The organism is Mycoplasma sp. 2045, from assembly GCF_024582715.1.
Classification (GTDB): Bacteria; Bacillota_I; Bacilli_A; order Mycoplasmatales; family Metamycoplasmataceae; genus Mycoplasmopsis.
This window is the reverse complement of sequence record NZ_CP102083.1, coordinates 133,657-148,308: the sequence shown is the minus strand read 5'-3', so window position 1 is coordinate 148,308 and position 14,652 is coordinate 133,657. Positions and strand designations below refer to the sequence as shown.

14 protein-coding genes and 3 tRNA genes are annotated in these 14,652 nt (G+C 29.3%); 8 read left to right on the top strand and 9 right to left on the bottom strand.

What is annotated here, in order from left to right; translation table 4 throughout:
• Positions 1–76 precede the first annotated feature (76 nt).
• Positions 77–1,201 (top strand): thermonuclease family protein, encoded by a 1,125-nt coding sequence (locus NPA13_RS00820; protein ID WP_257089419.1) that lies wholly within the window; start codon positions 77–79, stop codon positions 1,199–1,201.
• A 240-nt stretch (positions 1,202–1,441) separates the two neighbouring features.
• Positions 1,442–3,394 (top strand): DNA topoisomerase subunit B, encoded by a 1,953-nt coding sequence (locus NPA13_RS00815; protein WP_257089417.1) that lies wholly within the window; start codon positions 1,442–1,444, stop codon positions 3,392–3,394.
• Positions 3,395–4,206: 812 nt separating this feature from the next.
• Here NPA13_RS00815 and NPA13_RS00810 read toward each other — a convergent pair.
• On the bottom strand, positions 4,207–4,437 hold the full coding sequence (locus NPA13_RS00810; protein ID WP_257089415.1) for a sigma factor-like helix-turn-helix DNA-binding protein: 231 nt from the start codon (positions 4,435–4,437) through the stop codon (positions 4,207–4,209).
• A complete protein-coding gene (gene ftsY, locus NPA13_RS00805; protein WP_257089413.1) occupies positions 4,427–5,476 on the bottom strand; it encodes a signal recognition particle-docking protein FtsY in 1,050 nt (349 codons plus the stop codon). Before ftsY ends, NPA13_RS00810 begins: the two co-directional genes overlap by 11 nt.
• Positions 5,477–5,612: 136 nt before the next feature.
• Here ftsY and NPA13_RS00800 point away from each other — a divergent pair, with 136 nt between their 5' ends.
• From NPA13_RS00800 to der, 4 genes are all read left to right on the top strand, one after another.
• Positions 5,613–6,392 (top strand): hypothetical protein, encoded by a 780-nt coding sequence (locus NPA13_RS00800; protein WP_257089402.1) that lies wholly within the window; start codon positions 5,613–5,615, stop codon positions 6,390–6,392.
• An 87-nt stretch (positions 6,393–6,479) separates the two neighbouring features.
• Positions 6,480–6,875, top strand: coding sequence for a hypothetical protein (locus NPA13_RS00795; protein WP_257089401.1), 396 nt, complete (start codon positions 6,480–6,482; stop codon positions 6,873–6,875).
• 10 nt (positions 6,876–6,885) lie between these two features.
• The gene (gene cmk / locus NPA13_RS00790) at positions 6,886–7,572 is read left to right on the top strand and encodes a (d)CMP kinase (protein WP_257089399.1); all 687 of its coding nucleotides are present in this window, start codon (positions 6,886–6,888) and stop codon (positions 7,570–7,572) included.
• The gene (der, locus tag NPA13_RS00785) at positions 7,565–8,875 is read left to right on the top strand and encodes a ribosome biogenesis GTPase Der (protein WP_257089397.1); all 1,311 of its coding nucleotides are present in this window, start codon (positions 7,565–7,567) and stop codon (positions 8,873–8,875) included. The genes cmk and der overlap by 8 nt, the downstream gene beginning before the upstream one ends.
• Before the next feature lie 120 nt (positions 8,876–8,995).
• Here the strand turns inward: der and rsmG are convergent, their stop codons facing one another.
• Both rsmG and NPA13_RS00775 read right to left on the bottom strand, forming a co-directional pair.
• Positions 8,996–9,682: a 16S rRNA (guanine(527)-N(7))-methyltransferase RsmG gene (gene rsmG, locus NPA13_RS00780; RefSeq protein ID WP_257089395.1), complete on the bottom strand. Its 687-nt coding sequence runs from the start codon at positions 9,680–9,682 to the stop codon at positions 8,996–8,998.
• The gene (locus tag NPA13_RS00775) at positions 9,672–10,658 is read right to left on the bottom strand and encodes a ribose-phosphate pyrophosphokinase (RefSeq protein WP_257089393.1); all 987 of its coding nucleotides are present in this window, start codon (positions 10,656–10,658) and stop codon (positions 9,672–9,674) included. Before NPA13_RS00775 ends, rsmG begins: the two co-directional genes overlap by 11 nt.
• Before the next feature lie 111 nt (positions 10,659–10,769).
• On the opposite strand from NPA13_RS00775, the gene NPA13_RS00770 reads away from it, so the two are divergent.
• Both NPA13_RS00770 and NPA13_RS00765 read left to right on the top strand, forming a co-directional pair.
• Positions 10,770–10,855 (top strand) — tRNA-Leu (locus NPA13_RS00770).
• Positions 10,856–10,863: 8 nt separating this feature from the next.
• Positions 10,864–10,939 (top strand) — tRNA-Lys (locus NPA13_RS00765).
• Positions 10,940–11,111: 172 nt separating this feature from the next.
• Here the strand turns inward: NPA13_RS00765 and NPA13_RS00760 are convergent.
• The 5 genes from NPA13_RS00760 to NPA13_RS00740 form a co-directional block, all read right to left on the bottom strand.
• Positions 11,112–11,188: transfer RNA gene (locus NPA13_RS00760), tRNA-Ile, on the bottom strand.
• A 64-nt stretch (positions 11,189–11,252) separates the two neighbouring features.
• Positions 11,253–11,651 carry a 30S ribosomal protein S9 gene (rpsI, locus tag NPA13_RS00755; protein ID WP_257089391.1) on the bottom strand — a complete coding sequence of 133 codons (399 nt, stop codon included), beginning with the start codon at positions 11,649–11,651 and terminating at the stop codon, positions 11,253–11,255.
• Positions 11,652–11,653: 2 nt separating this feature from the next.
• The gene (gene rplM / locus NPA13_RS00750) at positions 11,654–12,088 is read right to left on the bottom strand and encodes a 50S ribosomal protein L13 (RefSeq protein ID WP_257089389.1); all 435 of its coding nucleotides are present in this window, start codon (positions 12,086–12,088) and stop codon (positions 11,654–11,656) included.
• A 172-nt stretch (positions 12,089–12,260) separates the two neighbouring features.
• Positions 12,261–12,941 carry a 16S rRNA (uracil(1498)-N(3))-methyltransferase gene (locus NPA13_RS00745; RefSeq protein ID WP_257089387.1) on the bottom strand — a complete coding sequence of 227 codons (681 nt, stop codon included), beginning with the start codon at positions 12,939–12,941 and terminating at the stop codon, positions 12,261–12,263.
• A 2-nt stretch (positions 12,942–12,943) separates the two neighbouring features.
• Positions 12,944–14,563 carry an ABC-F family ATP-binding cassette domain-containing protein gene (locus tag NPA13_RS00740; RefSeq protein WP_257089385.1) on the bottom strand — a complete coding sequence of 540 codons (1,620 nt, stop codon included), beginning with the start codon at positions 14,561–14,563 and terminating at the stop codon, positions 12,944–12,946.
• Between the last annotated feature and the right edge of the window lie 89 nt (positions 14,564–14,652).

Here is a 14,652-nt window from a genome sequence, read left to right as displayed (position 1 = left end):
CTTGATGCTTTTTTTATACACATTATTTCTAAATAGGAATAAAATTATATTTATATACAAATAGAAAAGAGACAAGATGAAATTTAAAAAATTATCTTTATTCAGTTCATTTGCGATTTTACCAGTCGCTACTACATTATCTATTTCGTGTGGTAATAAAAACGATGTTCCAAAAGAACTATCGAATCCTATTAATAATGCAAATGGTGAACTTATCCAGAAACTAGAAACAGTTAAAACTAATTATTCAACTGACAATAATTTGGTTGAATTAGTTGACGGCTACAAAAATAAAATAAAATCAAACAGTACTAATCAAGATTTATTAACTCAAGCAGGAAATGTTGTAAAAGTTTTTGATAGTGCTAATGAAATGACTGCTGAAATTAGACATCAATGATTTTTAGGTTCAAAAACGTATAACAATTTAACTGAAACATCAAGATTTTTAAGACAAACTTATGCAAATGAGCAAAACTTAATTGAATCGCTTAATAAAATTGATGTAAATTTAGAAGATTATAAAAGTAAATTATTTTTAGCTTTTGCTAGTCAGCAAGAGATGGATTACTTATCATCATTAAATTTACAAACAAGTTTAGGTTTTAGCACAACAATTAAAAAATCATTGCCACAAAACTATGCTGTTGTCGACATGTCGGGAATTGTTGATGGCGACACATTATATGGTGTATATATGAATTTAGTTAGTGGTATTCAACCAGGAACTCAATCAACTAATCGTCGTAATGGTAAAAGTCTAGGATTAAGATCTAGAGGAATCGATACTCCCGAAACAGATAAAGGTTCAAATTCAGATGAATTAGCTTCAAAAGAAAATTATTGAGCTCATATTTCTAAAAAATACTACGTAGAACAAGTTCAATCACATGGTTTCTTCTTCTACTTTAATAAGTTAAAAGAAGATGATTATGGAAGATGAGTTGTACTCTTATATCCAGATGAAAGAAAAAATCCTGATTTAGAGTTTGGAAACCAGCTTATTAGAGCAGGTTTAGCTAGAGTTGCTTACATTACATTAGACCCTTCAGATACAAAATTCTACGCAGAAACTGAAGAAGAACAAACAATGTATCACACAATTAAGAATTCTCAAAATTATGCAAAAGAAAATAGATTAGGTTTCTGAGTTGACCCAATCGAAGATGTATTTTATAAGAACCCTAGAAAGAACTGATAATTTGATCAAGCGAAAGCTTGATTTTTTTATCTAGTTTGATTAGCTTAAATTATGCATATTAGATATGCATATATCAGTTAGTAAAAATAGACATTTTTTTACTTTTATCATATTGTACAAGCTTTAAAAGTAAAAATGAACTTGCACAAATATAACAATCTATTTTTCTGAAAAATCTATATAATATTTTAATAAATATGTAATATTTATTAAAATTTACATTCACACATGGAGGTATAGATGTCTGAAGTTAAAAAAGAGCATAATTATGATGCAAGTAATATTCAGTTTTTAGAAGGATTAGAACACGTTAGAAAAAGACCTGGTATGTACATTGGGTCAACATCTAAATCAGGTTTACACCACTTAATTTGAGAGATTGTAGATAACTCTGTCGATGAAGCTATGGCTGGTTTTGCCAATAGAATTGATATTATCATTACACAAGATAACTCAATTATTGTTGAAGATAATGGTCGTGGAATTCCTGTTGATACCCACGCAAGATTTGGAATTAGTGCACTTGAGGTTGTTTTAACAAAACTTAATGCTGGTGGTAAATTCGAATCTAATGCATATAAAGTTTCTGGTGGACTTCACGGGGTTGGGGCCAGTGTTGTTAATGCTTTATCAGACTCATTTAAAGCTTGAGTTAAAAGAAACGGAAACTTATACTATGCAGAGTTTGCTAATGGTGGAAAAACTATTAAGTCAACAGAAGTTATTGAAAAACTTACTAACCCAAATGAAACAGGAACAAAAATTCAATTCCATCCTGACTATTCAGTTATGGAAGAATTACCATTTGATAAAGAAATTATTTTAGACCACGCGAAACAAATTGCACACCTTAACAAAGGTTTATATGTTTCAGTATCTGACTACAGAGATAACACACACTATGAATTCTTATATGAAAATGGAATTATTGACTACGTACATGAATTAAGCGACGGTTACAAACCAGTTACACCTGTTATTTATGCAGATGGAGAATTTGCTGTTAAAAATAATAAAGATGAGGATGTTGTTATTGGTGTTGAAGTCGGTATGCAATACTTATCTGATTTATATCGTGGAAACATTATTTCATATACAAACAACATTTCAACACATGAAGGTGGTTCTCACGTTTCTGGTTTCTATGATGCTTTAATGCGTTTAATTAATAACTATGCAATTGAAAAAGGTGTTATTAAATCTGAAAGTGACAAATTTACTCGTGACGATTTAATCGAAGGTGTTACAGCAGTTATCTCAATCAAACACCCTGATCCAGAATTTGAAGGACAAACAAAGGGGAAATTAGGTTCAAAAGATGCTCGTCAAGCTGTTAACAGAGTGTTTAGTCCAATTTTAGAAAGATTCTTAAACGAAAACCCTGCTGATGCTAAGAAAATTATTGAAATTGCATCTATGGCTAAAAAAGGACGTTTAGCTTCTAATGCAGCTAGAGAAAATGCAAGAAGAAAAAATGTTTTCGAATCAGGTGGATTACCAGGTAAATTAGCTGACTGTACATCTAAAAATCCTGAAATTTCTGAATTATATATTGTCGAAGGGAACTCAGCTGGTGGTTCGGCTAAAATGGGTAGAGATAGAAAAACTCAAGCTATCTTACCATTAAGAGGGAAAATTATTAACGTTGAAAAATCTCGTCAAGAAAAAGTTCTTTCTTCAGAAGAAATTTCATCATTAATGACAGCTATTGGTACAGGTTGAGGAGAAACATTTAACATCAACAAATTAAGATACCACAAGATTGTTATTATGACTGACGCCGACGTCGATGGTGCTCACATTAGAACTTTATTATTAACATTCTTCTACAGATACTTTAGACCTTTAATTGAGTATGGATTTATTTACATAGCTCAACCTCCTTTATACAAAATTCAACAAAATAAATTTGTTGAATACGCTTTCAACGATAATCAAAAAGATGAAATAATCGCAACATTAAACCCTAGTCAAAAAATTACAATTCAACGTTACAAAGGGCTTGGAGAAATGGATCCTGAACAACTATGAGAAACAACTATGGATCCTGAACGTAGAAAAATGCTTCAAGTGCAAATTGAAGATATTTACAAATCAGATTCAATTTTTGAAACCTTAATGGGCGAAAGAGTTGAACCGAGAAGAGAATTTATTCAAAAGAATGCAAAATACGTAAAAAATATCGATTTATAATGTCAAAAATGCACATCCAAAAATGAACTGGATGTGCTTTTTGTTCACCAAAATTTAGGATTAGATTTAAAACTTTATTGCAACTAATTTTCAACAAAAATTACAAAATCCTAAAATTACATGAATGGAATATATAAAATTTTTTGAACCTTAAAAATAAGGAGAAACTTTTATCACTTACACACTATTCTAAAAGTCAAAAATTATTTTAAAAAAATATTTTTATGCTCATAATTTTCTTTACTAAAAAGGAATATGATATAAGTGCGACAAGTATATTGTCGCAACAAAAGGGAAATTCTTTTATATATCAAAAAATATTCTATTATTTTAAAATTTAATTTATTCATTCGCAAAATAGACAGACATTTATTAATATCATTAAAATTATTAGGTTTTTTATACAAGTTTATTATTATCAATAAAGATATTCACTATATTTTTGTTATATATTGTATTTAGTTGTTTTAATTTTTTATTTTATAGAGTAAATTTTGTATTTACACTTCTTTAAAATAAAGAAATTTTAATCATATTTATTTGAGTAATTTTGTAAATTTAAACACACAGTTCGTCATATATAAATTTTAAATTTTCAAAATATTAACTATCTTTTATTAATTAGTAGATATTAATATTCTTTGGTAATTCCATAGATTACTCCTTTATTAAATTTTATTTTTCAATTAAATAATTTGGTTCGAGAGTCGTCACTTGAATCAATCATAAAATATACATATAATATCCTATTAGCACATCCAATTTAATGGTACTTGGATGTGTTTTTTGTACAAAAAAAGATGCAAAAGCATCTACATTTTGTTCATTTTTTCCTCAATTTTAAGCAAATTATGAATTGCTTTATTAACTGCATCAGTTGCAGCTTGTCTACTTGTGGCCATCACTTCAGCAACTTCTGCATATGATAAATCTTGTTCATAATATAACTTAAAAACTTGTTGTTGATTTTGAGTTAATAAATTACCATATTTATCAAATAACTCTGTGTATTTAATTACGTTTTCTAATGACTTATTGTTCATTATCAATTAATGCTTTTGTCATTTGATAAATAAATAATTCAAGATCAAATTCTTGTAAGTCATCTAGTTTTTCACCTAAACCAACATATTTAACATCAAGATCATATTCATCTTTAATTGATAAAACAATTCCACCTTTTGATGTTCCATCCATTTTAGTAAGAATAATACCAGTTAAGTTAGCAATTTCTTTGAAGTTTCTTGCTTGAGATAATCCATTTTGACCTGTGGTTGCATCAAGAACTAATAATGATTCATGTGGAGCTGAAGGTTCAAATTTTCTAATAACACCAATCATTTTTTCAAGCTCTTTCATAAGGTTAACTTTATTTTGCAATCTACCGGCAGTGTCGATGATTAATAAATCATAATTTTCTTCTTTAGCTTTAGAAACTGCTTGATAAACAACACTAGAAGGATCAGCTCCTTCGTGAGCAGGTTTAACAATTTCTGCGCCAATTCTTTGTGCTCAAATGCCTAATTGATCAACAGCACCGGCCCTGAAAGTATCAGCAGCAGCAATTAAAACTTTTTTGCCTTCTTTAACATATTTGTTTGCTATTTTAGCAATAGAAGTTGTTTTACCTGATCCATTAACACCAACAAAAACAAAAACATTTAATCTGCCAACTTCATAGTTTAGGTTTGTATTAACAACTGAGTTGTTTGTGTAAATTGTAAACATTTGATCAGCAACAATTTCTCCAATCATTTTTGGATCGTCGATATTGTTTAATCTAATTTCTTGCTTAATTCTTTCTACCATAACATCAACTAATGAAGCATTAATATCAGACATAATCAATAACTCTTCAAACTCATCAAAAAAGTCTTCATCAAGTTTTACGTGTCTATTTTGTAGCTCTAAAAGTTTTTTTCCAAATGATGCAGAAGAATTTAAACCTTGTTCATATTTCTTAAATTTCTCACTTGTGATTATTTTCTTATGCTCTTTTTTGTCTAATTCTTCTTGAACTTGTTCAACATCTTTAGGTTTTCTATTGAAAACCTTATTTACTAAATTTTTAAAAAATCCCATATCTATATTTTACTTTATAAATCAAAATATTACATCAGCTAAATAAAACTAAAACCATAGTGTGCAAGTCGTAAAAATAAAAATATATTTGTGCTTTATATTGAGTATAGGTATTTAAATATAGTAAAATAATTTTATGAGTAGTTTAGTAATGGTAGCTATGCAAGTAATATTTACTTTAATCATTTATTACTGTGCATATAGATTAATCAATTACCTTAAATTAATTAAGGGTAGATTTGCATACAAAGATATGCAAATGAAATCAATTTATTCAGCATTAGCTGGATTTGGCTTCTTTGTAATTAGCTTAATTTTATTTGTTTTAAATGCTACAGAAGTAATTAAATTAATTGGTTCACAAGTTAATGAAAAGACAAAAACAGCTGAAACAGTCACACTTTCATTCAGTGCAATTTCAGTTTCATCAATAGTATTCTATTTATCTTGTGTTATGCTTGCAGTTTTAATTTCATTTATGATTATTGTGATTATATTTGTTCAAAAATCAAGAATTAAAATTTCTAAGAAAGAATTTGATGAATTTGATATCGAAAAATATGACATTAACATTCTTGGTTCATTCACAAGAGCAAACAAATATTCAAGAAACATACCTGTAACATTCAAGGATCAAGTTGGTAATATGTTGTTTTTCAAGAAATTTGGAACAAAAATGTTTTTAAGCAAAATTGTAGATCAATCAATTTTCTTTATTTCACAATCACCATATGTTAATAAAGTATATGATCAAAATGAAGTGACTTTTACAGAAGATACATTGTTAGCTTCACATTTTAGCAATAACAAAGAATATATCCTTTTTGTGCTTAAATCAGCACAAAAAGAAGTGTCAGTTATTAACAAAATTGATGAAAAATTATTTGAGGAAATAGTACTTAAAAAGTTTGCATAAAGAGCTTAAATGCTCTTTTTTTGTAATAAATTAATATAATTAATTTATTATGCTAAAATAAAAAGGAATTTAAAGAGGTACGTAAAAATGAGCGTTGATAGAGAAACTAAATTATTTAAAAGAATGAAAATTCTCGCAATAAATGATGATGTTGAATTGAAAAAAGAATACGAATGGTTATATAAAACATTTTCAAACACTTCTGTTTTCATCCCAAAATACATCAACACCATTTCAAACACTAAAACAATACCTAAATCAGATTTGTATAAACCTCATGAACAAATCTTAAAAATCAAAGAGCAATTAAATAAGCTTGAATTAAACCTTGAAATCAATTCAATTGACTTCACGGATGATTATGTAATTTTCGATAATAATCTACCTGAATTAAAATATGTCCTAAATTCTCTTTATCCAGAGAACAATAAACAGGAAGATACAAAAAGTACAAAAATCAATAAAAATAAAATAAAACTTTAAAGAGGGAAATATGAGAAAAGTTAATATAGCTATTGATGGTCCAAACGGCGTTGGTAAATCAACTGTTTCTAAAAATCTTGCTCAAAGATTAGATTACACTTTTATTAACAGTGGTTCAGTTTATAGAGCAATCACATTAAATGCTCTTGAACACAATATTTTAACGACTGATACAGCAGGTGTAATTAAATCTCTTGAAACAATCAACATTGAGTTATTGCCTAACGATATAACTTTATTAGATGGAAATGATATCTCACTCAAAATTAGAGCTGACTATATTTCAAAAGTTACTCCTACTGTGGCTAAAATTCCTGAAGTTAGAGCATTTGTTGTTAAATTTATTCAACATATGACTTTAAGACACAAGGGTTACATCATTGATGGAAGAGATACAACTTTCAGAATTCTACCTCACGCTGAAGTTAAAATTTTCTTATGAGCTACACCAGAAGTCAGAGCGCAAAGAAGATATGAACAAAACAAAATGTTAGGTTACAACACAAACTACCAAGAGGTTTTAAAAGAAGTTGAATTACGTGATCAACAAGATATCCATAGAGAAGTTGATCCATTACATAAAACAGAAGATGCTATTTATATTGATTGTACTGAACTAACAACTGAAGAAGTTGAAAACAAAATTATTGATATTGTTAACCAAAAATTAAAAGCAAAGAAGGAACAAAATGCGTAATACAGTTGCAATTGTAGGGAAACCAAATGTAGGGAAAAGTACTTTTTTTAATAAGCTTGTAGGAAGAAAAGTTTCTATTGTGCACGATGAACCTGGTGTTACACGTGACAGACTTTACGAACGTATTGTTTGAACTGGTCACGAAATTAAAATCATTGACACTGGTGGAATTGAAATTGAAAACAGACCATTCCAAGAACAAATTCAAATACAAGCTAAAATCGCTATTGAAGAAGCTGATGCAATCATCTTCTTATTTGATGGAACTAGTGAAATTACAAATGATGACTTATTCATTATGAACATTTTACGTAGATCTAAAAAGCCAATCATTGCTGTAGCTAACAAACTTGAAGACACACAACAATTTGATTACTCTTGATATAGTTTAGGAGTTGATCACATTTATCCAATTTCAGCTCTTCACGGAGAAGGGATCGGGGATGTTTTAACTAAATGTATTGAAGTTTTAGATTATTCTGACCCTGAAGAAATCGATGCATTTAATTTAGCTATTATTGGAAAACCTAACGCAGGTAAATCTTCGCTTCTAAACAATTTAGCTAAAGAGGAGCGTTCAATTGTTTCAGATATTGCCGGTACAACCCGTGATTCAGTTACATCATTAATTGATATTGATGGAAAAACATACAATGTTATTGATACTGCTGGTATAACTAAGAAGTCAAAATTAGTTGAATCAGTTGATCACTATGCACTTATGCGTGCTATGAACTCACTTTCAGAAGCTGATTTATCACTTATCGTTATTGACGCTTCACAAGAAGAAGTTTCACACTTTGATTCAAGAATTATCGGTTATGCATTAGATAATGAAAAACCAGTTATCATTGTAATTAACAAGTGAGACTTAATCGAAAAAGAAACAAACACAATGGCTGAATATGAAAAAAGACTTAGAAACAAATTCCACTTTGTTCCATGAGTTCCATTTGTATTTATTTCAGCTAAATACAATCAAAGATTAAACAAACTTTATGACACAATTAACTTAGTTAGAACAAACTTAGAGCGTCAAATCAAACCATCATTATTATCAAACTTGATCTTAGAAACTCAAATTATTCAACCTGCTATTCCATTCAATGGTGGTAGATTAAATATCTACTTTGCAAGACAAGAAAAAGCAAAAATTCCTACATTCACTTTCTTTGTTAACAATAAAAAATACTTACACTTCTCATATCAAAGATTCCTTGAAAATCAATTGCGTCAAACATTTGATTTTAGAGGTTGTCCTATTAAAATGAACTTCAAAAACAAGAAAGATGCTATTGAATAATTAAAAACCATGCATATGATTTCGATCATATGCATTTTTTATCGAAACATAAAACTCTCTTAACAACATGAAAAATAAAATTAAAATAAAAAAGATAGCCTAATGCTATCCCTGAATAAATTAATTAACCTTCTTAATATCTTTTCATAAATAAGGAAATCTTTTTGGTGTATTTTCTAATTTCTTAATTGAGACAATGTAATTTTCTCTATCAATATTCTCATCAATAAAAGGTTTTACCAAATATTGAACTTTAACATCTTTTAAAACGCTCTTTGCATCATTAAGTTCTTCGTTAGCTTTTTTACCTTTTAATAAAGATAATGAACCATTAACTTTAACTAAGTGTAAAGCAGCCATACTTAAAGCTTTTACAGTTGCTACAGCTCTTGCTGTAACAATATCAAATTGATTAGTTTCCTTTACATCTTCAGCTCTATATTTGTAAACAGTTACATAATCTGATAAATTTAACTTCTCAATAACTTCATTTAAGAAGTTAACTCTTTTTAAAAGTGGTTCATATATAACTACTTTGTTTTTAGGCTTTGTTAACACATATGGAATTGATGGGAAACCTGCTCCAGCTCCAATGTCTAAAATAGTTCCACCTTGTAAGTCTTTAGTGATTTCAACCATAAATACTAAAGATTCGTAAATACCTTCATTTCAAAGTCTTTCATCTGAAAAACCAGTTAAATTCATAACTTTGTTTTTCTCTTCAATTAGATTAACATAAGCTTCAAATAAGCTAAAATCTCAGTTATTTTTAATGCATAATTCTCTAACAAGTTCTTTACTTCTCATCATTGTAATTATTTATTTGTTCCTTTATTTCTGCGTATACATTTGTAATGCTTCCACCATTTAGAGATGCATTAATCACTTTTCCTATAAATTCACCTAATGAAACAATTTGTAATTTTGAGTATTTTTCTAGTAATTCATTGTTATCAATACTGTCTGTAACAATAACTTTTTCAATGTTAGGGTCATTTTCAAAAATATCAAACCCTTTTGAAAACACACCATGTGTTGCAACAACAATAATTTTATTAGCCCCATTATCTTTTAATGTTTGTGCCGCTTTTTTAATTGTTCCACCTGTATCAATAATATCGTCCACAATAACTGCGTTTTGACCTTTGATATCACCAATAATACCCATTACTTCAGTTTGGTTATCAGCATTTCTTCTCTTGTCTATAATTGTAATTTTAATTGTGTTTGCTATTAATTCAGCAAGTTTTCTAGCTCTTACAGTTCCACCGTGGTCTGGAGATACAACTGTGAATGATGTATTAAGTTTTCTCAATGCTAATGCAAGTGGATATTGTGCTCTTAAATCATCAACAGGAATATCAAAGAACCCTTGAATCGAAGGGTTATGTAAGTCAACACAAATCATTCTAGTAGCACCTGCTACTTGAAGTAAATTAGCAACTAATTTAGCTCCAATTGGTTGTCTTCCTGATGCTTTTCTATCTTGACGAGCATATCCATAGTAGCTTAAGCATACATTAATCGAACCTGCACTTGCTCTTTTAAGTGAGTCAATAAATAACAATAATTCTATTAAATTATCATTTACAGGTTTTGACGTTGAAGCAATGATGTAAACATCTTTGTTTCTAACAGTTTCTTCAGCTACTCACATGGCTTCACCATCAGAATAAACTGTTCTTGTCGCTTTTGAAAGTGGTATATTAACAAGTTCAGAAATCTTTTTTGCTAATTTTTCTGAATTATGCATACCAAAAATAACTGTTTGATCTTTATTCATTTTTCCTCATTTATATTTTACCCCTTTTGTTGTTTTATTATTTAAATAAAAATATTAAAAAAATACTTTGTTTTATTTTTTCTGTGTTATAATATTCAAGCAAAAAGAAATGCCCAGGTGGTGGAATGGTAGACACAAGGGACTTAAAATCCCTCGGTAGCAATACCGTGCTGGTTCAAGTCCAGTCCTGGGCACCAAAAAATGTGCGTCCTTAGCTCAGCAGGTAGAGCAAATGGCTTTTAACCATTGGGTCAGAGGTTCGAATCCTCTAGGACGTACCATTTCAAGAAATTGACCGAGGAACCTTAAAAGGTTCTTTTTTTATTCCTTTTTTTACTTTTATAGTAGTGAGCTAGTCATATAAGTAAAAAAATCAATTTCTTTAATTTATAAAAAAAGAACAAGAAAAAACCAACTATTTCTAGTTGGTAAAATAAGGTCATCTTTATGAAATGGTGCGAACGAATGGACTTGAACCATCGACCTCACGATTATCAGTCGTGTGCTCTAACCAGCTGAGCTACGCTCGCATAAATGTACTTCTATTATAGCATAAAACTATAAAAACAGAAGTACAAAATATTATTAATTTTATTAACGTTTTGAGAATTGTCTTGCACGACGTGCTGCACGTAAACCTGGTTTTTTACGTTCTTTAGCACGAGCATCTCTTGTAAGCATTCCAGCTACTTTTAAAGCTGAACGATATTCAGGGTTAGCTTCTAATAAAGCACGTGCAATACCTAATCTAATAGCACCTGCTTGACCACTAAGACCACCACCACTTACGTTTACACTAACATCAAATGTTCCAAATGTATCTGTTAAAACAAAAGGTTGGTTAGCATCTTTTAAGTAAATGTCAGATGTTAAGTATTCTCTAGCTTCACGGTTGTTAATAACAAATTTACCTTTACCTGGTGTTAATCTAACACGAGCAACTGAAGATTTTCTTCTTCCTAATCCACGGTACATAACTGTTTCTTTAGCCATAATTATTTAACCTCTAATCTTTCTGGTTGTTGAGCTTCGTGTTTGTGGTTTGGTCCAGCATACACAAATAAACTACGACGTTGTTTGTTTCCTAATTTTGTGTGAGGAATCATTCCACTTACTGCTTTTTCAATTAAAGCTGTAGGTCTTTTAACTCTTAATTTTGCTGCTGTAATGCTTTTTAATCCACCTGGGTATCCTGAGTGTGAGTAGTAAATTTTGTTTTCTTCTTTTTTAGCTGTTAAAACTACTTTTTCTGCATTTACGATGATAACAAAGTCACCCATATCTGCGTTAGGTGTAAATGTAGGTTTGTTTTTCCCTCTTAAAATTGATGCAACTTGAGCAGCTAAACGCCCTAATACTTGTCCTTCAGCATCAATAACATATCATTTTTTGTTAGCTTGTTGAGTATTAACTATTGTTGTTTGTCTCACGCTATCCTCCTATATACGTTAATAATAAAAAATTTATCTCGGTTTATAAATTTATAAATTGCTTATTTATTATACCACATAAGTTTTTTTATACTCATTTTTTTACATATGGTTTATTATGTTTTTTAGACCTATATTCTAGGTATTTTATATATTTTCTTAATTAATTTTATTAATCAATTTTCATTTGTGATAACATGAAAATTGCTGCTGTTTCTGCTCTTAAAATTCTTGAACCTAATGAAACAGCTTTTACATTATTTTTTGCAGCTAAATTGATTTCTTCATCTGAAAAACCACCTTCAGGTCCAACTAATAAAATAACATCACTATCAATTGGTTGTGGTAAGTTTGATGAAATATCAATTTTTTCATGCGCTATATATTTATTTTGAATTGGCAGATTTAACACTTGTTTTAATGTCATTAATTCAGTTAAAACTGGAATTTTATTTCTAAATGATTGCTCAGCTGCATTTTGCAAAATAGTTTTAAATCTTTCATATTTTGAGCTAAATTTATTAAATTTAAGCAAGTCGTGATTTGTGTATTGAGTTTTTAGTGGAATTATTTTTGTAACTCCAAGTTCTGTAGCTTTTTGTAGCGCTCATTCAAAACGATCTAACTTAATTACAGCCATTGCAAGAACAACTTCGTATTTATGTTCATGATTTTGTTCTATTTTTTTAATTATTTTCGCAGCATTATTATCTAATACACATTCATAAAATTCTTCATTATAAACACAAATAAAAGGTTTTGTGTCTATTCTGATAACTTGAAGATGTTTTAATGTCTCTTTTGATAAAACAAAAGAGTCGTTGTTTTTCTCTGTTACAAAAAATCTATTCATAATTAGTTATCTTGCATAATTTCTTCATATTCTTCAAGAGAACCTCTGAATAAGAAGCTCTTTGTAGGTGATTGAAGTTCTAAAATAACATCAGCACATTGGTTAACAAATGCTCTGTTATATGTTGTGAAAATTGCTCCACCCTTGAAGTTTTTAACACCTTCAATAACTGAGTCAATACTTTCAGCATCTAAGTGATCTAATGGTTGGTCTAAGATGATAAAGTTAGATTCAAGAAGCATCATTCTTGAGAACATTAATCTAGCTTTTTCTCCCCCACTAGTTACTTTAACTTTTTTGAATACTGAATCATTACTAAATAACATACGACCTAAGAACCCACGCATTCTAGCATCATCATTTTCTCTGTTTTCTTTTTCTTTATTTTCAAGTGGTCACTTAGAAATTCATTCAAGAATGTTTTCGTCTGTATCAAAGTATTTACTATTTTCATTAGGGAAGTATGAAGGTGTAATTGTTTGTCCTCATTCAACTGTTCCTGAAGTTGGTTTGTTAATTCCAAGTAAACATTCTAATAATTTTGTTTTAGCAATGTCATCTTCTCCAACAATAACCATTTTTTCACCTGGTTTCAGTGAGAATGATACGTTTTCAAATAAAGTTTCACCTTTATCATTTTTGTATGTTAAACCTTCAACATTTAAAATTTGTTTACCGTGATCACGGTTCATTTCTCAACGAACGAATGGATATTTTCTATTTGAAGGTTTAATTTCATCAAGTGAAATTTTTTCAAGAGCTTTCTTACGTGATGTAGCTTGTCTTGATTTAGATGCATTAGCACTGAAACGTGCGATGAATTCTTTAAGTTTTTCGATTTGTGCTTCTTTTTTAAGATTTGATTGCTTCATCATTTCTCTAGCTAACTCTGAACTTTGTTTTCAGAATGAATAGTTACCTGTGTAAATTTTTGCTTCATTGTAATCAATGTCAACAATATGTGTACAGATAGCATCTAAGAAGTCACTGTCGTGGCTAACTACAATAACAACGTTAGGGTAGTCAATCAAGAAGTTTTCAAGTCATCTAATACTTCTAAGGTCTAAGTGGTTAGTTGGCTCATCCATAATTAAAATATCAGGATTTCCAAATAATGCTTTAGCTAAAAGAACCTTGATTTTTTGATTAGCTGTAAGCTCTCTCATTGGAGCTTCTCATTTTTCTTTAGGTATATGTAAGTTACTTAAAAGTTCTTGCGCATCATTTTCTGCTGTTCATCCACCTAACATACCATATTTTTCTTCTAAATCGGCTGCTCTTTCATAATCCTTATCAGTTGCATCAGGGTCCATGTAAATTGCATCTTTTTCTTCTTTGATTTTGTATAAATCAGTGTTACCCATAATTACAACTTCAGTAACATTGTAATCATCATATGCATTATGATCCTGGCTTAAGACAGAAATACGTTTGTTTTTCTCGATAACAATATTTCCACCTGATGGTTCAATGTCACCTGCAACTATTTTTAAAAATGTTGACTTACCAGCACCATTAGCACCGATAATTCCATAAGTGTTACCTTCTGTGAATTTTAAGTTTACGTTTTCAAATAATTTTTTATCACTAAAAATCTTGCTTAAATTTTGAACTTCAATCATATTTAGCTCCTTTTTTAAAATTAACAATATATAAATTAATGATTTATATATTTTATATTATTTTGAATAAAAAAACCTTCAAATTGAAG